The 24,677-nt window shown below is 36.0% G+C and carries 21 protein-coding genes; all 21 read left to right on the top strand.

All coding sequences use genetic code 11. The features are described from left to right. The first annotated feature begins 361 nt into the window (after positions 1-361). The 21 genes from QVC79_RS10370 to QVC79_RS10270 all read left to right on the top strand — a co-directional run bounded on the left by QVC79_RS10370 (position 362) and on the right by QVC79_RS10270 (position 24,624). Positions 362-883 carry a UpxY family transcription antiterminator gene (locus tag QVC79_RS10370; protein WP_270592920.1) on the top strand — a complete coding sequence of 174 codons (522 nt, stop codon included), beginning with the start codon at positions 362-364 and terminating at the stop codon, positions 881-883. A 14-nt stretch (positions 884-897) separates the two neighbouring features. Beyond that, positions 898-1,596 (top strand): hypothetical protein, encoded by a 699-nt coding sequence (locus QVC79_RS10365; RefSeq protein ID WP_270592921.1) that lies wholly within the window; start codon positions 898-900, stop codon positions 1,594-1,596. 3 nt (positions 1,597-1,599) lie between these two features. After that, positions 1,600-2,805: a UDP-N-acetyl-D-mannosamine dehydrogenase gene (wecC, locus tag QVC79_RS10360; protein WP_270592922.1), complete on the top strand. Its 1,206-nt coding sequence runs from the start codon at positions 1,600-1,602 to the stop codon at positions 2,803-2,805. A gap of 9 nt (positions 2,806-2,814) precedes the next feature. After that, positions 2,815-3,966 carry a non-hydrolyzing UDP-N-acetylglucosamine 2-epimerase gene (gene wecB, locus QVC79_RS10355; RefSeq protein WP_270592923.1) on the top strand — a complete coding sequence of 384 codons (1,152 nt, stop codon included), beginning with the start codon at positions 2,815-2,817 and terminating at the stop codon, positions 3,964-3,966. A gap of 20 nt (positions 3,967-3,986) precedes the next feature. Further along, a complete protein-coding gene (locus QVC79_RS10350) occupies positions 3,987-5,510 on the top strand; it encodes a lipopolysaccharide biosynthesis protein (protein ID WP_270592925.1) in 1,524 nt (507 codons plus the stop codon). A 16-nt stretch (positions 5,511-5,526) separates the two neighbouring features. Further along, positions 5,527-6,639: an NAD-dependent epimerase/dehydratase family protein gene (locus QVC79_RS10345; RefSeq protein WP_270592927.1), complete on the top strand. Its 1,113-nt coding sequence runs from the start codon at positions 5,527-5,529 to the stop codon at positions 6,637-6,639. After that, entirely contained in the window at positions 6,617-8,359 is a 1,743-nt protein-coding gene (locus QVC79_RS10340) for a thiamine pyrophosphate-binding protein (protein WP_270592928.1), read from the top strand. Before QVC79_RS10345 ends, QVC79_RS10340 begins: the two co-directional genes overlap by 23 nt. 14 nt (positions 8,360-8,373) lie before the next feature. Next, positions 8,374-9,396 (top strand): polysaccharide pyruvyl transferase family protein, encoded by a 1,023-nt coding sequence (locus QVC79_RS10335; RefSeq protein WP_270592930.1) that lies wholly within the window; start codon positions 8,374-8,376, stop codon positions 9,394-9,396. A gap of 7 nt (positions 9,397-9,403) precedes the next feature. Continuing rightward, positions 9,404-9,961, top strand: a complete 558-nt coding sequence (locus QVC79_RS10330) for an acyltransferase (RefSeq protein ID WP_287642477.1) — start codon at positions 9,404-9,406, stop codon at positions 9,959-9,961. Beyond that, positions 9,948-11,171 carry an O-antigen ligase family protein gene (locus QVC79_RS10325; RefSeq protein ID WP_270592933.1) on the top strand — a complete coding sequence of 408 codons (1,224 nt, stop codon included), beginning with the start codon at positions 9,948-9,950 and terminating at the stop codon, positions 11,169-11,171. Before QVC79_RS10330 ends, QVC79_RS10325 begins: the two co-directional genes overlap by 14 nt. Beyond that, positions 11,164-12,108 carry a glycosyltransferase family 2 protein gene (locus tag QVC79_RS10320; protein ID WP_270592935.1) on the top strand — a complete coding sequence of 315 codons (945 nt, stop codon included), beginning with the start codon at positions 11,164-11,166 and terminating at the stop codon, positions 12,106-12,108. Before QVC79_RS10325 ends, QVC79_RS10320 begins: the two co-directional genes overlap by 8 nt. Positions 12,109-12,112: 4 nt before the next feature. Beyond that, positions 12,113-13,183, top strand: a complete 1,071-nt coding sequence (locus QVC79_RS10315) for a glycosyltransferase family protein (RefSeq protein WP_270592936.1) — start codon at positions 12,113-12,115, stop codon at positions 13,181-13,183. 1 nt (position 13,184) lies between these two features. Beyond that, positions 13,185-14,222, top strand: a complete 1,038-nt coding sequence (locus QVC79_RS10310; protein WP_287642476.1) for a CapA family protein — start codon at positions 13,185-13,187, stop codon at positions 14,220-14,222. A 1-nt stretch (position 14,223) separates the two neighbouring features. Then, on the top strand, positions 14,224-15,570 hold the full coding sequence (locus tag QVC79_RS10305; protein WP_270592940.1) for a phenylacetate--CoA ligase family protein: 1,347 nt from the start codon (positions 14,224-14,226) through the stop codon (positions 15,568-15,570). A 1-nt stretch (position 15,571) separates the two neighbouring features. Further along, positions 15,572-17,692, top strand: a complete 2,121-nt coding sequence (locus QVC79_RS10300; RefSeq protein ID WP_270592941.1) for a bi-domain-containing oxidoreductase — start codon at positions 15,572-15,574, stop codon at positions 17,690-17,692. A 242-nt stretch (positions 17,693-17,934) separates the two neighbouring features. Next, positions 17,935-19,281 (top strand): alginate lyase family protein, encoded by a 1,347-nt coding sequence (locus QVC79_RS10295; RefSeq protein ID WP_270592943.1) that lies wholly within the window; start codon positions 17,935-17,937, stop codon positions 19,279-19,281. Next, entirely contained in the window at positions 19,278-20,444 is a 1,167-nt protein-coding gene (locus QVC79_RS10290; protein WP_270592945.1) for a glycosyltransferase family 4 protein, read from the top strand. The genes QVC79_RS10295 and QVC79_RS10290 overlap by 4 nt, the downstream gene beginning before the upstream one ends. 18 nt (positions 20,445-20,462) lie before the next feature. Then, positions 20,463-21,422, top strand: a complete 960-nt coding sequence (locus tag QVC79_RS10285; protein ID WP_270592947.1) for an NAD-dependent epimerase/dehydratase family protein — start codon at positions 20,463-20,465, stop codon at positions 21,420-21,422. A gap of 101 nt (positions 21,423-21,523) precedes the next feature. Continuing rightward, a complete protein-coding gene (locus QVC79_RS10280) occupies positions 21,524-22,477 on the top strand; it encodes an MraY family glycosyltransferase (protein ID WP_270593389.1) in 954 nt (317 codons plus the stop codon). Positions 22,478-22,661: 184 nt separating this feature from the next. Further along, positions 22,662-23,789, top strand: coding sequence for an ATP-binding protein (locus QVC79_RS10275; RefSeq protein ID WP_270546399.1), 1,128 nt, complete (start codon positions 22,662-22,664; stop codon positions 23,787-23,789). 88 nt (positions 23,790-23,877) lie between these two features. Continuing rightward, entirely contained in the window at positions 23,878-24,624 is a 747-nt protein-coding gene (locus QVC79_RS10270) for a biotin--[acetyl-CoA-carboxylase] ligase (protein WP_270592949.1), read from the top strand. The last annotated feature ends 53 nt before the right edge of the window (positions 24,625-24,677 follow it).

The raw sequence follows: 24,677 nt of genomic DNA, 5'->3' as shown, positions 1-24,677 counted from the left end.
CTAATTTTTCATGCTTACAAATGGAATGCAGATATTTTTTTTCTTTTTAACCATCAGGAGGTTGACATATTTGCCCAAAATGAAAAATTATTAAATGTGTTAATATCATCAATCGATCGTTTTTTTAGATCAACAGTCTAGAATCAGTAAAATCAGATTATTTGCGTGGGGATGAATATAATTCTTCCAAAAGACAGTTTTTACGTACTGTACCTGTTTAAGGATGGTGCGTGAGGCACATGGGCATAAAAAGTTGAGCCTGATTCTAAAGGTTAGTGCGCGAAGCGTATCTACATCAATCGTGTGATATAGAATTTATTAATCAATCACGAGAATTTCCAGATTTTACAAGCTATAAAATATGTCAGAGGGTACGAGAAAAATGCATTGGTATGCGGCGTACACTAAAATCAATCAGGAATTAACGATTAAAAAGCGGTTAGATCACTTGGCGATAGAAAACTATCTAGCCATGCGTGATGAAGTTCGTGAAACTTCTTCCGGGAGGAAAAACGTGCGGGTAATCTTGATCCCTCATTTGATTTTTATTCGAACGGATCAGAAAACAGCTTTCTCGTTACTGAATGAACATGGTTTAAACGTCGTTTACCTGAAAGATTTAGAAACTCGTCATTTGTTGATTGTTCCCGATAAGCAAATGCGTGATTTCATGTTCTTGCTTGACTTTTCAGATTCCACCGTGGAGGTGATTAACGAAGAGTTGAAGCGAGGTGATCGGGTAAGAGTAATCAAAGGTCCGTTAATAGGGCTTGAAGGAGAATTGCTCCGTATAAAGGGGCATAAACGCGTAATAGTGCGCCTGGAAGGGGTCGTTTCTGTGGCAACCTCTTATATTCCGGGATCATTCCTAGAAAAAATTTAATAGAGATAGTGGCGATGAATCTTAATGATTTGTACAAAAAAGTATCGGTCATCCCAATTGGAGATTTCCCTCCATCTGCGTTGTCCGGTTTATTGCATGGGTATATCTCAATCTATTCCATCGTGCGAGTAAATCCGTGGTTGGAAGACGTGTATGGTAGCCAATGGGACATCCATGAACGTATTCGTGAAATAGCGGGAGAATTAGCCGATCTGATACAAGATCCATCTATTGCATTGGAAGATCGAGTTGGATATATTGCCGACTTGATGGAAACTTATTTGACCTATTCCGACATGGATTTCCTGGATATAGCTTTAGATGCAGCTTATGGAATAATATCACCGGAGGGGCGTGATGAGATTGTATTACCTTGTAGAACACCGGAGATGTGTCGGTTGTTGTGTAGTTGTTATTATTTCACGGGGGAGGAGGAGTGTGCAAGGTTGGCAAAGGAGATAATGATGGAATGGGAAAGTTATGTGAAAAAAGTTTCTAAAGATTTGGAACAATTGAATGTATGGAAGTGGCTTCAGGCAGAGGAATTTTATGAGAATATAATTGAGGAAAAGAGGAAGGGTGTGCAATTAGGAGATATGAATCTTGTTGGGAATAACCTTTTGGCTGGGCTAAAAATTGGGGAGCAGGATTTGAGGTGCGTTTCTTCATGTTTTGATGTATTAGCAACAAAAGAATATATTAATTTAAAATAATTTATGAAAGCTTGTTTCATGGGGTTAGGCTATATTGGTCTACCCACGGCCATTATTGCCGCAAAACACGGTATTAAAGTTACCGGAGTGGATATAAATCCTAGTGTTGTCGAGTTGACAAATCAGGGGAAACTCCATATCGTGGAACCGGGGTTGGAGGCATATTTACAAGAAGTTGTAAAAACAGGGAACTTAAAAGCCTCTCTGAAGCCGGAAGCTTGTGAGGCTTATTTTATGGTTGTTCCCACTCCTTTTAAAGGAAATCATGAGCCGGATATTTCTTACGTGGAGGCCGCCACTCGCTCTGTATTGCCTTTATTAAAAACTGGAGACTTGTATGTAATAGAATCCACATCTCCCATTGGAACGACAGAAAAAATGAGGGATTTGATTTATGGTGAACGACCGGAATTAAAAGATAAAATATATATAGCTTATTGCCCGGAACGAGTATTACCAGGAAACGTGATTTATGAATTAGTACATAATGACCGGGTGATTGGGGGAATTGATGAAGAGTCAACAAATAAGGCTATTGAGTTTTATTCACAATTTGTTCAAGGAACCTTACATAGAACAAATGCTCGTACAGCTGAAATGTGTAAATTGACAGAAAATTCTTCTCGGGATGTGCAGATTGCTTTTGCAAATGAGTTATCCTTGATTTGTGATAAAGCGGGAATAAACGTGTGGGAATTGATTAACTTGGCAAACAAGCATCCTCGTGTAAATATCCTTCAACCCGGTTGTGGTGTAGGGGGACATTGTATAGCTGTTGATCCTTACTTTATTACAGCGGATTTCCCGATGGAATCTAAAATTATAGCTAATGCCCGGGAAATAAATAATTACAAGGCATTCTGGTGTGCGGAAAAAGTACAAAACGAGATGTTGAAATTCGAGTTAAAGCATCATCGTAAACCGATCATTGCCATGATGGGTTTAGCTTTCAAACCGAATATTGATGACTTGCGGGAGTCTCCTGCAAAATATATTACAACCAAGGTGATGCAGTCCTGTAGTAATGCAGATATTCTTGTCGTTGAACCTAACGTGCAAGAACATAAAGTGTTTAAATTGACTGATTACAAGGAAGCTTATGACCGGGCAGATATTGTCGTGATGTTGGTCGCTCATGACGTGTTCAAGACTTTGTCATGGACAGATCAGAAGGTGATTCTTGATTTTTGTGGTATTTACAAAAAATAGATTGTTTTGATGAAAAAAATAATGTTAGTTTTTGGAACTCGTCCGGAAGCGATTAAAATGGCTCCTCTAGTGAAGGAATTCCAAAAATATCCGGAACAATTTCAAACAATTGTTTGCGTGACGGGACAACATCGGGAAATGTTGGATCAAGTACTTCATATATTCGAGATTACTCCTGATTATGATTTGAATATCATGAAACAAGGACAGGATTTATATGATGTGACGGCACGGGTTTTGACAGGAATGCGTGATGTTTTAAAAGAAACTAATCCTGACATTGTTTTAGTACATGGAGATACAACAACGTCAACGGCAGCGGCTTTGGCTGCATTTTATCAACAGATACCGGTAGGTCACATAGAGGCAGGTTTACGTACTCATGATATCTATAGCCCTTGGCCGGAGGAAATGAATCGTCAGATAACAGGACGAATTGCAACTTATCATTTTTCTCCGACGCCTTTAAGTCGTCAAAATTTGTTAGATGAAGGTATTTGTGATGAAAAAATTACGGTAACAGGGAACACGGTTATTGATGCCTTGTATATGGTAGTTGAACGGATAAAAAATGATAAAACACTAGATTTCGGATTGAATTGTTCTTTGATCAAAGCTGGGTATGACGTGGACCGTTTAAATGAAGGTCGGAAATTGGTATTGATAACGGGACACAGAAGAGAGAATTTTGGTGAAGGTTTTATTAATATCTGTAAAGCAATAAAAGCATTAGTCGAAAAATATCCAGATGTGGATTTTGTTTATCCGATGCATTTAAATCCGAATGTAAGAAAGCCGATACATGAAGTGTTTGGAGAAGATTTATCTGATTTAAAGAATATGTTTTTTATCGAACCATTGGAGTATTTGAGTTTTGTGTACTTGATGGAGAAATCAACAATTGTGTTGACTGATAGTGGTGGAATTCAAGAAGAAGCCCCGGGATTGGGGAAACCTGTTCTAGTTATGAGGAATACAACGGAGCGTCCGGAGGCATTGGAGGCGGGAACCGTGAAATTGGTTGGAACGGATTTTAATAGAATTATGGAGGAGGTTTCTCGTTTACTAGAAGATCAAAGTTATTATGGAATAATGAGCGAAGCGGTAAATCCTTATGGGGATGGTTTAGCATGTGGAAAAATTGTCGGGAGCTTTAAGTAAAGTTATCTTATAGGAAATACATGTTCAGTAAAGATACAAAACGATTAGCCCAAAATACTTTAATGTTGTATTTTCGGCAATTCCTTATTATTGCTGTAAATTTATACACGATTAGGGTTGTATTAAATACTCTTGGTGCTAATGATTATGGCATTTATAATGTAATCGCTGGAACTGTAGCTATGTTAGGCTTTTTAAGTAATTCGATGGCAACAGCAAGTCAACGATTTTTTTCTTTTGAATTAGGAAGAAATAATGAACCTGTTTTAAAAAAAATATTTGCAGTAACTTTATTAATATACGTTTTATTGGCTTTATGTGTTATATTCCTTGCGGAAACTATTGGTTTGTGGTTTGTCTGTAATAAATTAGTGATTCCTCCAGAACGGATGAATGCTGTTTTATGGATTTATCAATTTGCAATCTTAACGTTTGTTGCCAAAATTATAACAACGCCTTACATGTCTGCAATAATAGCCCATGAGAACATGAGTGTTTATGCTTATGTAAGTATTGTTGAAGTTATTTTAAATTTATTAATTGTTTTTTTACTATCAGTATTATCCTATGATAAGTTGATATTATATGGTTTTTTGATCTTCATTGTCTCCTTAATAAATACAGTATTGTATCATTTCTATTGTAGAAAGCATTATAATGAGTGTCGTTTCCGTTTATTATGGGATAATACTTTATTGAAGGAAATGGGATATTACGTAGGTTGGAATTTTTTTGGTAGTTTTTGTGTGGTGTTAAAAGATCAGGGAGTAAATATTCTTTTAAATCTTTTTTTTGGAACGTTGGTAAATGCTGCACAGGCAATAGCATCGCAAGTGAATTCGGCAATAATGAGTTTTGCACAAAACTTTTCGACAGCTTTGCGTCCACAAATTATTAAAAATTATGCTGCAAATAAACATGATGAAGCATTGAAATTAGTGTTTGGAGGAAGTAAGTTTACTTATTTTTTGATGTATTTTTTTGTAATGCCTTTGGTGTTAGAAATGCCTTATATTTTGAAGTTATGGTTGAAAAACCCACCCGAATATTCAATATTATTTACACGATTAGTATTAATAAATGCTGTGATAGAATCTATTATTTATCCGATGACAACTTTGGCACATGCAACAGGAAAAATGAAATTACATCAATGTGTAGTAGGTACTTTGTTGTTATTAAATTTCCCATTATCATATATTGTTTTAAAGTGTGGGGCTTCTGCTTATATGGTGTTAGTCATATCAATATGTATTAATATATTAGCAATAGGCATTAGATTGTATATCGTTAGATATTTAGCACAATTGCCTATTAGAAAGTTTGTATTAAATGTGATATATCCTGTAGGTATTGTATCTTTTTTAGCTGTATGCCTTCCTTATGTGATAAGATATTTTTTTGATGAAAGTTTTTGGCGTTTATGTTTAACAACAATTTTAGCAATTTTATCAACAATTAGTACAATTGGTTTCATTGGTTTGACGCATAATGAGCGTTCGCAAATATGGACTTATTGGAAAAGAAATAGACAAAGAATTTAAATTTGGTATTTTATAGATGGAAGTGCTTATTTTAGGCGGTACAGGTGCGATGGGTATTCATTTAATTGAACACCTTATAAAAAAAGGAGTCCACGTAACAGTTACATCTCGTAAAGATAGGAAAAATGTTAATAATGTTACGTATGTTAAAGGAAATGCACGCGATGTTAATTTTTTAAAGAAACTTTTAGTAAGTAGGGATTGGGATACGATTGTGGATTTTATGGTTTACTCAACAGAAGAATTTCGAGAACGTGTAGAACTTTTATTAAAATCAACGAAACAGTATATGTTCCTTAGTTCTGCACGAGTATATGCGGATTCTAAAGAACCTATTAAGGAAGACTTTCCACGCTTGTTGGATGTTTCAAAAGATGGAACTTTTTTGCAAACGGATGAATATCCATTAAGTAAGGCACGTGAAGAAAATATATTATTTGAGTTCGGTTGTAAAAACTATACAATTATTCGCCCTTATATTACTTTTAGTGAGATTCGCTTACAATTAGGTGTTTTTGAGAAAGAAGATTGGTTGTATCGAGCATTACATGGGCGAACGATTGTTTTTTCTAAAGATATTGGAGAGAGATTTACAACGTTAACTTACGCCTTTGATGTAGTGACTGCAATGGTGCAATTGATTGGTAATGAAAGGGCGTATGGTGAAATTTTTAATATAACGGCAAGTAAAGTATATACATGGAATGAAGTTTTGTCTGTTTATTTGGATGTATTGGAAGAAAAATTACACAAGCGTCCTCAAGTACTAATGTTGGAAAAATCGATTACATTCAGATTTAGAGAACCGCAATATAGTATATTGTATGATAGATATTATAATCGGATATTTGATAATCAAAAAATAAGGAAATTTGTAAAAACGGATAATTTTTATGATGCGAAAGTAGGAATACGAAATTGTTTATATGCTTTTCTATCTAATCCTATATTTCATGATATCTCTTGGTATTTGGAAGCGTTGAATGATCGAGTGTCTGGATGTCGCACTCCATTGAGCGAAATACCATCTTTTCATCATAAAATAGGTTATTTGTTGATATATATTTTTCCTCAATATTATAAATACATAGTAAAAATTTTTCATTATGGAAAATCATTATTCAAGTGAACGCAATATTCAAGTAGTACTTGCACTATTAAAATTATATGGTATTCGTAAAGTAATAGCATCTCCGGGAGCAACGAACCTGTCGTTTGTTGCTAGTGTTCAACAAGATAGTTGGTTTGATGTTTATTCGTCTGTGGATGAACGTTCTGCGGCTTATATCGCTTGTGGGATGGCAGAAGAATCTAGAGAACCTGTTGTTTTGAGCTGTACAGGAGCGACTGCTTCTCGGAATTATATGCCTGGGTTGACAGAGGCCTTTTATCGTAAACTGCCAGTTTTAGCAATAACATCTTCACAAGATATTTCAAAGATAGGACATCTTAGTGCCCAAATGTTAGATAGACGTTCATTACCGAATGATATAGCTCGTTATAATATTCATTTACCGATCATAAAGGATGATAATGATTTGTGGGAATGTGAGGTAAAAGTGAATCAAGCTTTATCAGAATTAATGCGACATGGAGGGGGGCCTGTACATATTAATTTAACAACAACCTATAGTTGTGATTACTCTGTAAGAACATTACCTCAGGTACGTGTCATAAAACGAATTTGTTTGTCTGATATTTTCCCTCCTTTACCTAAAGGGAAGATCGGTATTTTTGTTGGATCTCATAAAATATGGAGAGAGCAACAAATGGAGATGTTGGATCGTTTTTGTGAGGTGAATAATGCAGTCGTGTTTTGTGACCATACAAGTGGTTACAAGGGGAAATATCGGGTGTTATATTCCTTGATTGCCAGCCAAGATGCTTTACAAGTTGATATGAGTAATTTGGATTTATTGATACATGTTGGCGAAGTATCTGGAGAATATGGTTGTTTACGTAAATTGACTACAAAAAGCGTTTGGCGAGTGAACGAGGATGGTGAAATGCGTGATTTTTTTCGTCACTTACAATATGTTTTTGAAATGCCAGAGCAAATCTTTTTTGAACATTATTCTAAAGAAGATACGAGAAAGTCTGATGAATACTTACTTCGGTGTCAAACCATGTATCAACGTCTATATGAGGCTATTCCTGAGTTTCCCTTTTCTAATTTGTGGGTAGCAAAACAAATGGCAATGAAATTACCTGAAAATTCAGTGTTACATTTGGGTATTCTTAATTCTTTACGTTCTTGGAATTTCTTTGAAATTCCAGTTTCTGTATCTGCCTATTCTAATGTCGGAGGATTTGGTATTGATGGTGGTGTTTCTTCTCTGATTGGTGCTTCTTTGGTCAATAAAGAGCGTATTTATTTTGGAGTATTTGGAGATCTCGCTTTTTTTTATGATATGAATGTGTTGGGTAACAGACATATTAGTAATAATGTTCGATTATTATTGATTAATAACGGGGGGGGGATAGAATTTAAAAACTATAATCATTTAGGGGCATTTTTTGGAGATGATGCAGATAAATATATAGCTGCAGTAGGACATTATGGGAATAAATCACGTAGTTTAGTGAAACACTATGCGGAAGATTTGGGGTTTGAATATTTGTCTGCAGGGAATAAAGATGAATTTTTACAGGTATATGAATCTTTTTTATCTTCAACATTTACTCCCAAGCCAATATTATTTGAAATTTTTACAGATGCTAAGGATGAAAGTGAGGCTTTAAAACTTATCTGCAATATAAGTAAGGATACAAAATCGGTAATAGTAAATGCAGCGAAACAATTATTGAGTCCAAGTATCAAAAAGACGATAAAGGGGATACTTAAATAAGAAATATAATTGAGATGAATATTGCTTTATTAACGTTTTCACGTGCTTTTAGCTATGGAGCTATGCTACAGTGTTATTCTCTATCTAAAATTTTGATGGATGCAGGACATCAGGTATTTCTTGTCAGAAGTGATTTAAAAGCTGAAAAAGGTTGGAGATATTATTTAAATAGCCTAACCCGTTGTTCTAATTTTAGAAAATTTAGAAAATATTCTTTACCACCAGTATTGAAAGACCAATATAAAGATTTTATTGATCTTTATATAGTGGGGAGTGATCAAGTTTGGAATCCTCATATAGCTATTCGACCATTAGATTATTTTTTTGAGTTTTTACCTTCTAAAGTTAAACGAATTTCTTATGCGGCGAGTTTTGGTACAAAAACATGGGATTGTAGTTTTTTAACAGAACAAGTTACGATTTGTTTGAAAAAATTTAATGCTATTTCTGTAAGAGAAAATTCAGGAATAGATATTTGTCAAAATATTTTTCATGTCACTTCAGAATGTGTATTAGATCCCACGTTGTTATTATCTGATTATTCACATCTTACTATTACTTCTACTTGTTACCAAAATTCATTGCTTTATTACAGAGTTTCCTATCGTTCTGATTGGGGTGATTTTGCTAGTTATATTGGGGCGCATTTAAAATTGAAGGTTAAAGAGTTGGATGGTAAGAAACAAATCTCTTTTTTACCGTTGATGGGTGGGATAAATTATGAGTATCCTTCTATTGGGGCTTGGTTAGGGGCAATTGTTGATTCAGCCTTTGTTGTGACAGATTCTTTTCATACAGTAGTTTTTGCAATTTTAAATAAAAAGCCCTTTTTAGTTTTACCTTCTGTTGAAGAGTTGATGGAAAGAATAATCTCTTTGTTGAGTTTGTTAGAGATCTCTGATCGTTATTATTCCTCTGTAGAAGAAGTTAAAAATACAGATGCATGGTTATATCCAATAGACTATAATGCGGTACATTTAAAATTACATTCTTTGAGACAGGAATCGTTACGTTTTTTGTTTAGTCACTTGAAATGATCCAATTATGAAATTATACGGTAGTGAATTGACTTTGTTGAAAATTTTCTTTTTAATATTGTATTATGGTTTTTGTAGATATTTACCTTCAAGTAATACATTAATATTGGAAAAAGTTTCTAAAAAGATGCGTTATGGCTGTTGTAAATATATATTTAAATATTGTGGCAAAAATGTAAATATTGAACGTAAAGCTTTCTTTGCTTCAGGAAGAGCTTTGTGTATTGGAGACAATTCAGGTTTAGGAATTAATGCCCATGTTCCAGCAGATACTATTATTGGTGCTAATGTGATGATGGGACCAGATTGTTATATCTTGGGGGCTAATCATGAAACGAAAAGAATAGATATCCCTATGATTCAACAGGGATTTTGTAAGCCTAAACAAACGATGATAGAAGATGATGTTTGGATTGGAGATGGAGTTGTAATGACTCCAGGACGTGTTATAAAAAAGGGGTCTATTATAGCAGCTCGTTGTGTTTTGTGTAAAGACTTTCCAGAGTATTCGATTGTGGGGGGAAATCCTTCTCGTTTGATTCGTGACCGGCGTGAAACTATGTGAATATAATAAATATGATGTTGGGATTATTATTTTAATCCTATTGTTAGTTTTTGGAGGGATTGGAGGTACTTTTTCTCCAATAAGATGTGTTGCATTGTTTTTTTCTCCTTGGGTTTGGGTAAGTGTCTTTACCTCTCCATTAGTGAAAGTATTACGATATGTTTGTTATTTCTTTTTGATATGGTTTATTTATTCGTTATGTTCTCTTTTTTGGACGAGTTCTATTATTCATGGGGTGAAAGAATTGTTGTATTATTATTGTCATTTTTCTTTGTTTTTTTTGTTTGTTTTATGGCTTCAAAAAGCTAAACGTCCTTTATATTCAATTATATTAGGTTGGAGTGGATTTGTTTTATGTACTTTACCATTAGCATTCAATGAAATTTTTAATGATCAGCATCTTTATTTGACTCTTCATGAAAATCTTGCAATGAATATTGATGGACAAACTTTAGCACGGAAATATGCTGCAGTGACTTTTGGAAATTATAATTATTACGTGACGGTAATATGTTTTGCCCTTCCTTTTGTTTTTGCTTATTTGTTGTTAGTTGATAGTGCTAAAAAGCAATTGTGGGGATGGTTCATAATTATCTCATTGTTTTATATTTTAGTGATTAATGCTTCTCGTGGTGGTTTGTTGTGTTTCGTAATTGCATTGATTTCTTTTTTATCATTTTATCGAAAAAAACATTATAGAGGGAAGCGTTGTATACAAGTTGTCGTCATAGGTGGTGTATGTTTGGGGGTTTGGATGAATTTTGATATGATATTCCAGCAATTATTGTACAGAATAGGGGAAGATTCTTTGAGTGAAGTAATGCAAGATTCCTCTAGAAGTATGTTAATATGGTTGGGGCTTAGTTTATTTCTAGACTCGTATTGTCTTGGAACAGGAATTGGTAGTATTTCAGTATCATTGGCAAAGGTATCACCGAGTTATACAATTCTTCATAATTTGTTTGCAGAGTTATTGTTTCAATTCGGTTTTGTTATTTTTGTTTTTTTCTTGTCTTTTTTGTATTTATTATATATTAAAGGTAAGAGAACAAATGATTGGTTAAGTAAATTTGTTATATACACGTCTTTATTGACCCTTCCTGTTGCAGGTGTAATAAATAGTCATTACTTGTTAATACCTGAATTATGGATATATTGTGCGTCTTTATTTACGTTTTTATTACCTATATCTTCTATTAGACATGATTGATTTTTGGTGTTGTGTATATGCCTCTATATTGGATAAAAATTTGTTCTTAAAAAGGATTCGATTTTATTCATTATTACGTGTGATTGTACGTTTAGGCGGTAATATTGTGTTACCACTTTACTTTCAATTAACTGCTAAAAATAATTCCTATCGCTTATCTGCTTTTTCAAAAGAGCAAGGGCGTATTATTGTTACCGTGACATCTTTTCCTAAAAGAATAGGTCGTTTATGGCTTACTTTAGAAAGTATTTTACGCCAGAAAATAAAACCAGATATGATAATTGTTTGGCTTTCTAAGGAACAATTCCCGACGGAAGAAAGTATACCTTTTAAATTACGACAATTACGATCTCGAGGGATTATTATTAGGTTGGAAGAATATGATTTTGCATCACATAAAAAGTATTATTATGTGTTACGGGATTATCGGGAAGATCATTTTATAACGATAGATGATGATATTATTTATCCTTCTGATTTTATATTTTCTTTAGTAAATGGGTATAAACAAAATCCTAATTGTGTAGTTTCTCGTTATGCTTTTGAAATGAAATATGATTTGAATGGGAATTTGTTACCTTATATGACGTGGTCGATGGTACGAAAGGAAATGGAACAGACTGATGTTGCCTTTTTAGGAACTGGAGGAGGAGCCTTGTTTCCAGCTCATTCTTTATATCCAGATGTGTCAAATATAGAATTGGCTTTACGTTTATGTAAATATGCTGATGATGTGTGGTTAAATGCAATGCTTCGTTTGAATGGTAAAAAAGTGGTAGTAGTTGATAATTTATTCTCGATATTTCCAATCCTTTATTTGAAAGATTTTTCATTATCTTCTTTGAATTGTCATCAAAATATGAATGATGTACAGATAAAAGCTGTCAGAAAATACTATGAAGAGAATATAGGACAAGATCCATTTGCTAAAATTTGATAAAATGAAAGTTGGCTTATTACTTCCTGCTGAACCTGAAAAGGCTCCGTATATTCAATATTATATAGATATTTTTGTAGCTAAAAATATTGAATATGATATTATTGCTTGGAATCGTTCTGGTAATAATCCCAAGACATTTGAACATCTTGTAATGTATGAAAAAGTAAGTCCGGATACTTTGGGGAATATGAAAAAAATTCAAGGTTTTTGGGGATTTAAAAAGTTTATTGAAAAAATCGTGCGAGAGAAACGGTATGACTATTTGGTTGTACACACCATTACATTAGCTGTTTTTATATCTTCTTTTTTATTTCGGCATTATAAGAAAAAATACATTTTAGATATTCGTGATGAATGTTCTTTGTATGAAGTTATGAAGTTAAGATTGCCAATTTTGTTGAAAAATGCCTATTGTAATGTAATATCTTCATGGGGGTTTAAAACATGGTTGCCTAAAACGGATTATATTATCAGTCATAATATTGGTTTTCGCTGGAAAGAGAAAATGGAGATGCCTACTCCAGTTCCTTTTTTTCAACATCGATTATTAAATATATTAACAATAGGACAGATAAGACATTTTGAAGGGAATCGGATATTAATAGATGAATTAGCTAATAGGGATAATATAATGATGCATTTTGCTGGAGAAGGAATTGATGCACCTCGTTTGGAAAATTATTGTAAGATGTATAATATAGAAAATGTTATATTCTCAGGCCGTTATTTGAAATCAGATGAGGATCGTATTGTAAAAGAGTGTGATTTAGTTAATATATTATTACCTCACACAAGAGTAATGCAAGCAATGGCAAATAGATTTTATTTAGCGATATTAAATTATAAACCTGTAATTGTTAATATGGAAAGTATACAGGCAAAATATGTCAAAAAGTATGGTTTAGGAGTCGTTTGGGAGCAAGGGACATCTTTGGTAAAATGTATAGACGAGTATATTGATAATTTTGATAGAGAGGATTTTAATAAGGGAAGACGTCTTTTTTTTCATGAGTTAATGCAAGATATTGAAAATTTTGAGACTGTTGTATTGGAGCTGATAAATAGAAAATAATATGATTTTTTGTGGTGATTTTGTATACCCTTTTGTTGATTTTAAAAGTTCAATTTTTCAATTAGGAGAAGATGTTATAAAAACTCCTAAATTATTAAATTATGAGTCAACATTGGATTATTTGAATGGTAATCGTGGAATTTTTAAGACTGGATTGTATTCGACTAAATGTTCATTGAATGTTTTACATTTTTTAAAAGTAAAATGTGTCGCTTTGGCTAATAATCATGTGACTGATTTTAGTTTTGATGCGACGTCATTTATTATGGCTTTTAACGAACATTGCATAGAAACAATGGGGTTCGGAAATACAATAAAAGAAGCTGTTGATTATTGGAAATATGAAGAAGAAAAATTAATTATTTTGAATTTTGGTTGGGAAGCAATAAAATGTAAAGCAGCATCATTTAAAGGAAAAGGGATTAATCCTTATAGATATACTTGGGTGGAGATACTAGTGAGACAAGTACAAGATTTATATCCCAATTATAAAATTGTTTTGTTTCTACATTGGAATTACGAGTTTGAGAATTTACCTCAACCTGCAGATAGAATGTTTGCACATCACATGATAGATATAGGTGTAGATGCGATAATAGGTCATCATCCACATATTATTAACCCTTTAGAAATTTATAGAGGTAAACCAATTTTTTATAGTCTAGGCAATTTTTATTTTCCTCAAGTTAATTATGGTAATGTAAAAGTTTCTTTTCGAGATAGTGCTTTATTAGGAATTTCTGTAGATTATAAAGGGGATTTGGAGTCATGTAAAATATATCTTCATAAACAGAAGGCGGATGGAAGTAAACTTGAGTTAATGAAAGTTTATGATGTGGAGGCTTGGTATAATTCTTCATATAACATTCCTATAAATTTAATGAGTGATGAAGAATATTTAGAGTTTTATAAATCGAATCATTTCCATAAGAGAAAACTATTGCCTATTTATTACGATTATCGAAGAACAATTCAAAATAGTCTTTTTGACAAATATGTATTGTTCCGACAAAAATTCATTGATATTATAAAACGCTAATATGGCTGAAAAATTAAGTGTCTTAAATAAGATATATTACAAATTACCAGTGTGTTTACAAAATGTGATGTGTGGTATAAAAGGGTATTTGGTTAATAAGAGAAGGTATAATAAAAAGTTTTATCAGTATTTAAAATTATATGAAAATAAGAATGTTATCCCTGTAGATGAATTGAAACATTTTTTGCAGGAAGCAAAGAATGTTCCATTTTATGAAAAATTATTTTGTAAATGTGGTTTTGATATTGATGGAAAAAATATTTATGAAGAGTTACAGAAGTTACCGATATTGTCAAAAAATGATGTAGTTGAAAATCAAAAGCAGATTATTAATCCTAGATATGAAGGAGAGGTTATAGAGATTGGTACAAGTGGTACAACAGGTGCGGGATTATTTTTTCCAATGGCAGTCGATGCGGAAGTGCGTCAATGGGCAGTTTGGTGGCGTTATAGAAGAAATCTAGGTATTCAAATAGGAACTTGGTGTGGCTGGTTTGGTGGGAAAATAATGGTATCGAAAAATCAACAAAAACCTCCTTATTGGAGAATAAATAAAGCGGCTAAACAAATAATGTTTAGTTATTTACATTTGTCTTTGGATACAATAGAATTGTATTATAATGAAATAAAAAACAGGTCATTACCTTGGTTACATGGGTATGCATGTAATATTTATTTATTATCTTTTCTTATAAAAGAAAAGGGGTTACCTCCTCTTGATTGTGTTAAATTTGTAACAACAGGATCTGATAATTTGTTGGACTCCTATCGAGTGCTAATACAACAAGTTTTTCCGAGAGCTAAAGTACATCAACATTATGGATTAGCGGAGGAGGTTGCCAATTTTAGTGAGGATCGAAATGGCGTTATACACGTTGATGAAGATTTTGCTTATGTAGAGTTTATCCCATTGAGTGACAATGAACCTGATTTATGTCGGATTATAGGTACTGGTTTTTGTAATCCTGCTTTTCCATTGATTAGATATGATACCGGAGATATTGCTCGTGTTCAATATGATGAGTATGGTAAAATTCAGGTTTTGATGATTGATGGACGTGGTACAGAATATATAAAATTACCAGGAGGTAAAAGAATAGGAATTACAGGGTTAGACAATTTTGAATATTTGACAAAAATAAAGGCGGCTCAATATGTCCAAAAAACATTGAATTTAATCATTGTAAGGGTTGTGAAAGGAGAAGGGTATGATGAAAAAGAAGAGAATGCTTTATTAAATGAAATTTATACAAGAGTCCCACAAGAAGTAATAGTAAAGATTGAATATGTAGACGAGATAAAGCGTACGAAATCAGGTAAAATTCGATTAATTATTTCTGAAATATAGTATGAAACAAATTATACAAGATCTTAAGTCTGGAGCGACGGTTTTAGAGGAAGTTCCGGTGCCACAGGTAAAGAGTGGCTATGTGTTGATTCAAACAACAAGAACATTAGTTTCGTTGGGAACGGAGCGGATGTTGGTTGAGTTTGGGAAAGCGAATTTGATTGATAAGGCTCGGCAGCAACCGGATAAGGTGAAACAGGTGTTGGATAAGATTAAGACGGATGGATTGCAACCGACTTTGGAAGCTGTATTTAATAAGTTGGGACAACCGCTGCCATTAGGATATTGTAATGTGGGGAAAGTTGTAGCTGTGGGAAGAGGTGTAACGGAGTTTGTGGTTGGAGATCGGGTGGCTTCCAATGGAAATCATGCGGAGTATGTTTGTGTTCCCAAGAATTTGGTGGCTAAGATTCCGGATAATGTGACGGATGAAGAGGCTACGTTTACGGTGATTGGCTCTATCGGTTTACAAGGGATTCGTTTGTTGAATCCTCAACTGGGGGAATGTGTTGTAGTGGTTGGATTGGGATTGATTGGATTGGTTGCGGCAGAATTACTAAAGGCAAATGGCTGTAAGGTGATCGGAGTAGATTTCGATCAACAGAAGGTGGACATTGCAAAAAATAAAGGCATATATGCGATTAATCCTAAGAATGGGATTGATCCTGTGAAATATGTTGAAGAGATAACTGGTGGTGTTGGTGCGGATGGAGTACTTATTACAGCTTCTGCTAAAGGAGATGAGGTGATTCATCAAGCTTGTTTAATGTCTCGCAAGAGAGGGCGTGTGGTGTTGGTAGGTGTGATCGGGTTAAACATGAGAAGAGATGATTTTTATAAAAAAGAGTTATCTTTTCAGGTATCCTGTTCGTACGGTGCCGGAAGATATGATGAAGAGTATGAAAATAAAGGACATGATTACCCGTTAGCCTATGTGCGATGGACGGAAAAGAGAAATTTTGAAACGATACTTGGTGCAATATCATCTAAGATTCTGGATGTACAACCTCTGATTACGGAAGAGGTGGAGCTGGTCAATTATGCGGAGATCTATGGAGATATGCGTAAACATGGATCGATAGCTTCGATCTTAAAATTTCCGGTCGATTCAACTATTGAGAGAGTTGTTCCTGTTGGGGAGAATCGTGTGATGGTTGGAAGTGGTAAGTTAGGAATTATTGGTGCCGGGAATTTTGCATCTGCAACCATTATTCCCGCATTGCAAAAAGTAAATGCTCCAATAAAATATATTGCCAGTGCTCAGGGATTGACAGCAAAAGTTTTAGCCAAGAAAGCCAAAGCGGAGAATGCAACTTCTGATTATCGTGTCATGTTGAATGATCCGGAAATAAATACGGTAATTATTACAACAAGGCATAATTTACATGCTTCGATGGTGATGGAAACTTTGGAGGCGGGTAAGAGTGTTTTTGTTGAAAAGCCGCTTTGTTTGAACGAGGAGGAATTACAAAATATAGAAAATGCGTACATGAAGGCGAACGACAAAATAACGTTGACCGTTGGTTTTAATCGTCGTTTTTCTCCGTTTGCGGTAAAAATGAAAGCATTGGTTGGTGGTGGATCGAAAAATATCGTGGCAACGATGAATGCCGGATATATTCCGCCAGAAGTGTGGGTGCAAGATATGGAAGTCGGGGGAGGACGTATTATAGGTGAAGCTTGTCATTTTATTGATTTGTGTTCTTTCCTTGCCGATAGTAAGGTGATTGCTGTTTGTATGAATGCATTGGGTGAGAACCTACAAGAGAATACAGATAACGTTTCGATTTTATTGAAATATGAAAATGGTACGAATGCCGTGATTAATTATTTTGCTAATGGGTCGAAATCTTATGCGAAAGAGCGTGTTGAGGTATTCTCGCAAGAAAAGGTGTTGGTGTTGGATAATTGGAGGAGACTGGAAGGGTTTGGCGTGAAAGGATTCTCAAAAATGACGGGGACGATGGATAAAGGACATAAACGTCAATTTGCTTTGTTGAATGAGAGGGTGCAGAAGGGAGGAGAGGCGTTAATTCCATTTGAAAGTATTGTAAATACGACTCGTGCTTCTTTTGCTTGTATCGAAAGTTTAAAGAAGAAGGCTTGGGTTGAGATCAGATAATTTTATTGGATTGTTCTTTGAAATAAATGTCAACTTTCGGTAAGATTGATATACTATGGAATACGGTTAAGTACTTAAAACCGATTCAGTGGCGTTATCGTGCTAAATTGTGGTATCAACGATTCTTTCCACAAAATTTGCAATCATTAGATACAACTCCTGATAGGCAAATTTTGAATTTTGTACCGTCAATCCCGAATGAAATCACGTATTTAGGTGACAATACTTTTCAATTTTTAAATTTGCAGAAATCTTTTGGTGAGCAAGTTGATTGGGAATTTGTTGAGTTTGGAAGATTGTGGGGATATAATTTGAACTATTTTGAGTTTTTGAATCAAAAAGGTATAGACGTGAGGGAAGGGAAAAAATTGATTCAGGATTTCATTCAACATCTTCCGAAAGCCAGAATGGGGATGGAGCCTTACCCTTTGTCATTAAGGTCTATAAATTGGATTCGTTTTTTGTCGTGTAATGGTATAACTGATGTTGACATTGATGCAGTTCTATACGCTCAATTGAATTTGTTAATCCATAAACTTGAATATCATTTGTTAGGAAACCATTTGTTGGAAAATGGTTTTGCATTATTATTCGGGGCTTATTATTTTAATGATCCGGTTTTCTATAAGAAGGCAAAAGCGATACTGATACCGGAATTGCAGGAACAGGTGTTGGATGATGGAGGGCATTTTGAGAGGAGTCCAATGTATCATTGTATCATGTTATATCGGGTGTTAGATTGCTATAATTTAGTGCGTAATAATGCTTTGTTCGGAAGGGAGTTGGAAGATATTCTGAAAGAAAGAGCAGAGGTTATGTTGGGGTGGTTGGAAGAAGTTGTTTATAGTGATGGGAGGATTCCACTACTGAATGATGCAGCTGAGGGAATAGCTCCGACTGCCAAGGAATTAATTGAATATGGCCAACGATTAGGGATATTTTGCCATAAAAAAGTGAGGTTGAAAGAGTCCGGGTATCGGAAGGTGCGATGGGGAAAGTTCGAGTTGTTTATTGATGTTGGAGAAGTCGGACCGGATTATCAGCCGGGGCATGCACATGCGGATACATTTAGTTTTGAGTTATATATCAATGGACGGCCTGTCATTGTCGATACCGGAACTTCCACGTACGAGGTAAATAATACTCGGTTTTATGAAAGAAGTACAGCGGCTCATAATACGGTGGTTGTATCCGGACACAACTCCAGTCAGGTTTGGGCGGGACATCGAGTGGCTCGACGGGCAAGGGTTAAAGTCCTTTGTGATGAAGAAGAACGTGTTATTGCCGTGCATGATGGCTATAAACGTTTGAGGTGTTTGCATACCCGCAAAGTGGAAAAGATGAAAGAATATATCCGGATTGTTGATGAAATTGATTGTGAGGGGATGGCTTATTTACATTTTATGCCGAAAGAGAATATCGTTTTAGATGGAAACAGGCTTACAGGATCGGATTATTGTATAGAGTTCAAAGGGGCACGTGAGATTGAATCATTCACGTCTATGTACGCTCCCGAATTTAATAAAAGAGAAGAACGACGAAGCTTCCGTATGTCTTTTGACAGGAGGCTAGAGACTATTATACAATGAAAATTTTATTCTTAACTTTTTATTTTGAACCGGATCTTTGTGCCGGGTCATTTCGTAATACACCGTTATTTCGAGAGTTATTACGCCAGATGAATGAGAAAGATTGGATTCATGTGATTACGACACAACCGAATCGTTATCAGTCTTTTCATGTCGAGGGGCAAGCAAGGGAAATTGGTGATAATTATAGGATAGATCGGATTCGTATTCCGGAACACAAAAGTGGCTTTGTTGATCAAGCTCGTTCTTTTCGGGTGTTTTATAAAGAGGCGTTGCGATTGGCGGGAAAAGAGCGTTATGATTTGGTGTATGCTTCTTCTTCAAGATTGTTTACTGCTTTTTTAGGTAGAAGAATTGCGGGAAAACAGGGTATCCCTTTGTATTTGGATATACGAGATATTTTCGTTGATACGATCAAGGATATATTCAAGGGGAGGAAGATGATCCGGATTCCGGCCGGGATTTGTTTTGAATGGATTGAACGGTATACATTTTCGGGGGCAAAGCATATTAATTTAGTTTCGGAAGGATTTAAAACGTATTTTGAAGAATACAGAAAGCCTGTTTATTCGTATTTTACGAATGGAATAGATGATATTTTTCTTGATGTCCCGAAGTCTAAGCGGCAAGCTGCTGAAGTGAAAGTTATTACTTATGCCGGAAATATCGGGAGTGGACAAGGATTAGAAAAGGTAATCCCAATGGCAGCTAAAAAATTAGGAGATCGCTATTTTTTCAGGATTATCGGGGATGGTGGAATTAAGACATTGTTGAAAGATAGAATAAAAGAATTGGGAGTTCGTAATGTGGAGTTGTTAGATCCGGTGTCAAGAGAAAAATTGATAAGATATTATAATGATTCTGATTTTCTGTTTTTGCATTTGAATGATTTGGAAGCATTTAAAAAAGTACTTCCGTCAAAATTGTTTGAATATGCGGCATTTGACAAGCCTATTATAGCGGGCGTTGGCGGTTATGCGAGTCAATTTATTCGAGAAAATTTGAGTAATTATATATTGTTTGCACCAACTGATGTTGAGAGTATGGTGGAACAAATATTGAAATTTAACAGAGGGAATCAAGAACAGGGTGATTTTGTTAACAAGTTTGCCCGGAAAAATATAATGAAAGAGATGGCACGTTCTATTCTTGAGTGTCGTTAGTTTTATTGGTGTATATTTATGAATATTCTTATTACAGGGATCCATGGTTTCGTGGGTTCTAATCTTGTGTTGTCTTTAAAAGAACGCCATGTTCTTTATGGTTTGGATATTGTTGCCCCGGAAAAAGAGGGGGTAGCGAGGACGTATTCGTGGGAGGAATTGGAGGGAATAGAGGGGATTGATGCGATTGTGCATTTGGCGGGGAAGGCGCATGATACGAAAAATGAGGCGTTGGCGGAAACGTACTTTACGATAAACACGGGATTGACACAGAAGGTATTTGATTTTTTCATGAAGTCTTCAGCGAAGAAATTTATTTTCTTTAGTTCGGTGAAGGCGGCAGCGGATTTTGTGGTGGGGGATAAGTTGACGGAGGAGGTAATCCCGACACCGAAGGGTCCCTACGGGGAAAGTAAGATTGCGGCGGAGAATTACATACTAGAACAATTGAAAATTGAAAATGGAGAATTGAAAATGCAGGGGAAGCAGGTGTATATTTTACGGCCTTGCATGATTCATGGACCGGGGAATAAGGGGAATTTGAATTTGCTGTATAGTGTGGTGAAGAAAGGGTTACCGTGGCCGTTGGGGGATTTCGAGAACAGGAGGTCGTTTACTTCGGTGGATAATCTTTGTTACGTGGTGAATGGATTGATTGAAAAGGAGGTCCCGTCAGGGATTTATCACATGGCGGATGATGAAGCGTTGTCGACGAACGAGTTGATCCGGGAGATGTGTGAGGTGATGGGGAAGAAGGCGCATATTTGGCGGATGAATAAGGGGTTGATGAAGGAGTGTGCGGGGTTGGGGACTTTGTTGCGTTTACCGTTAAACTTGGAACGGTTGAAGAAATTGACGGAGAATTATGTGGTTTCGAATGAGAAGATTAAGCGGGCGTTGGGTATTGAGCGGATGCCGGTGACGGCGGTGGAGGGGTTGAGGAAGACGATAAGATCGTTTACTAATTGTAAATTTTAGATTTTAAATTGAGTGATTTTCGATTAGCTGATTGTTGAATTGCAGGATCGTTCAATCTCGAGATACTTTTATCTTTTAGTTTTTAACTTTTAGTTTCCATGTTGTATTATTTGGTGGTATTTGTGGTGCTACTGGGGGTAGAGTTGCTCTATTTCCGGGTGGCGGACTATTTTAATATTATTGACAAGCCGAACGAGAGGAGTTCTCACACGAGGATTACGTTGAGGGGAGGGGGAATTGTGTTTTACGTGGGGGCGTTGGTTTATTTTGTGGCTAGTGGGTTTAGTTTTCCGTGGTTTATGTTGGGGTTGACGTTGATTGCCGGGGTGAGTTTTGTAGATGATGTGCGGTCCGTGACGCAACGGGTGAGGCTGGTAGTGCATTTTGTGGCGATGCTATTGATGTTTTACCAGTGGGGGATGGTGTCGTTGCCTTGGTGGTACGTGGTGGTGGCTTTGGTCGTCTGCACGGGGATCATTAATGCTTATAATTTCATGGATGGAATTAACGGGATCACGGGAGGGTATAGTCTGGTGGTGTTGGGAGGATTGGCGTACGTGAATGGATGGGTTGTTCCTTTTGTTGACGAGAAGATGATTTACACGATGATGGTGGCGGTGTTGGTGTTTGATGGGTTTAATTTCAGGCGGAAAGCGAAGTGCTTTGCCGGGGATGTGGGAGCGGTGAGCATTGCTTTCGTGATTTTGTTTTTACTGGGGCGGTTGATTTTGGAAACGGGAGATTGGAGTTATATTATATTTTTGGCGGTTTACGGGGTGGATAGTGTACTGACAATCATACATCGGTTGATGTTACACGAGAATATCGAGTTACCGCATCGGAAGCATATGTACCAGTTGATGGCGAACGAGTTGAAGATTCCTCACGTGGTGGTTTCTTTGGTGTATATGGGGGTGCAAGCCGTGATAGTAGCGGTTTATCTGGCAATGCCGGGGATACATTATGCCTGTTTGGGAGGAAGTGTTGCCGTATTGGGGATAGGGTACGTGTTGTTTATGAGAAAGTATTTCAAGTTACACTTGGTCGTGAAGTGATTTGAAATTTTGTATAAAGAATTGAGCCTCGGAAATTCCGGGGCTTTTTTGTTTATAAATACGATGAAATTCGAGGTGATTCCGAAAAAGTTGAAGAATTTTTGGAATTTATTCCGAAAAAGTTGAAGAATTTTTGGAATTGATTCCGAAAAAGTTGTATTTTTGGAGAAAATATAGAGCAATTATGATCAAACGGAAGTTACGGGATATTATAGAAAAGAGGCTTTTTGATGGTAAGGCGATATTGTTAATGGGCCCTAGACAGGTTGGGAAAACAACTTTATTGAAAGAGCTTTTTGAAGGCCGGGAGGATGTTATGTGGCTAAATGGCGATGAGTTGGATGTACAGGCGTTGTTTGAAGGGGTTTCGGCAACTCGTTTAAAGGCAATGTTTGGTCGTAAAAAAATAATCATTATTGATGAAGCTCAACGAATTCCTGATATAGGTTTACGTTTGAAGTTGGTGACAGACCAAATAAAAGATGTACAATTGATCGCTACAGGAAGTTCTGCATTTGAATTGGCGACCAAAACGGGAGAACCTTTGACCGGGAGAAAATGGGAATACAAGATGTACCCGCTCTCTTTTGGCGAGATGGTAGATGAGCATGGATTACTAGATGAGAAAAGAATGATCCCGCATCGTCTGATCTTTGGTTATTATCCGGAAGTCGTGATGCGTCCGGGAGAAGAACGGGAGATTTTAAGATTATTGTCTGATAGTTATTTGTATAAAGATGTATTGATGTCGGATCAAATCAACAAGCCTGATAGTCTGGTCAAATTGTTACAGGCTCTTGCCTTTCAGGTAGGTAGCCAAGTTTCTTATAATGAATTGGCTCAATTGTGTAGCTTGGATTCAAAAACGGTGGAGAAATATGTTATTTTATTAGAACAGTCTTATGTTATTTTCAGGTTGAATTCTTTTAGTCGAAACTTAAGAAATGAGCTGAAAACCAGTAAGAAAATATACTTCTATGATAACGGTATCAGGAATGCTTTAATTGCCAATTTTAATCAAATTGAGGGACGAGCTGATCGGGGTGCTTTGTGGGAGAATTTTTTAATATCAGAAAGGAAAAAGTTTTTGGAGTATAATCGTTTGTGGGGCAATTCATGGTTTTGGCGAACAAAAGAACAAAAAGAAATTGATTTGGTTGAGGAACGAGATGGAAAAATAACAGGATATGAATTTAAATGGAATCCTGATCAGAAAGTGAAAATTCCTCGTTTGTTTTTAGATTCATACGAAAATAGCGACTTCCAAGTGATACATCGGGATAATTGTGATTCGTTTTTGCTCGAATATTGAGGGGGAATGACACAGATGTGTGTTACACAAAGTTGTGCAATTGGGTGGAAAAAGTTACTTTTGGCTTGAAAAAACAAATGTGGTAAGTATGATACAAGAATATCAAATTAGCGGTTTTCGGGTGAGGGAATACGAGGAGTTGGAGTCCACGAACACGGAAGCAGAACGTGTGGGGTGGAGCGAGTTGGAAGATAAGATGGTGATTTTGACATACAGGCAGACGCAGGGTCGGGGACAAGTCGGGAATCATTGGGAGAGCGAGCCGGGGAAGAATATATCCATGACGGTGGTGTTTAAGCCGCAGGAGTTACCGGCGGGACAACAGTTTGCCGTGTCGATGGTGATTGCCTTGGGCGCTTGTGATTTTATTTCCCGTTACGTGAACGGGTGTTCCGTGAAGTGGCCGAATGATATTTACGTGGGGGATCGGAAGATTTCCGGGATATTGATCGAACATTCCATCATGGGGCGTTACGTGGGAGGTTCTTTGTGCGGTATCGGGGTGAATATTAATCAAGAACGTTTCTTGTCGGATGCACCGAATCCGGTTTCCTTGTTTCAGTTGATCGGGAAGGAAATTCCCGTGAAGCGTGCGTTGGAGGAGTTGCTGGATTGTATTGGAAAGCGATATGAAACAATACGGGATTACGAGGGGTTGGAACGTGATTTTTTGAAGGTGTTGTACCGTCGGGAGGGAGTATATGATTGGGAGGATGAACGGGGAATGTTCCGGGCATCGATTCGGGGGATTAACGAGTTCGGACAGCTGGTGTTGGAGGACGTGGAGGGGAATGAGCGGGTATATGGCTTTAAGGAAATCTCCTATAAATTTTAGATTTATGATTTACGATTTATGATTTTAAATTTTAAATTTTAGATTTTAAATTG

Source organism: Butyricimonas sp. (assembly GCF_019423355.1).
Classification (GTDB): Bacteria; Bacteroidota; Bacteroidia; order Bacteroidales; family Marinifilaceae; genus Butyricimonas; species Butyricimonas faecihominis.
The sequence above is the reverse complement of the archived record's forward strand: the minus strand, read 5'-3'. Positions and strand labels throughout refer to the sequence as shown.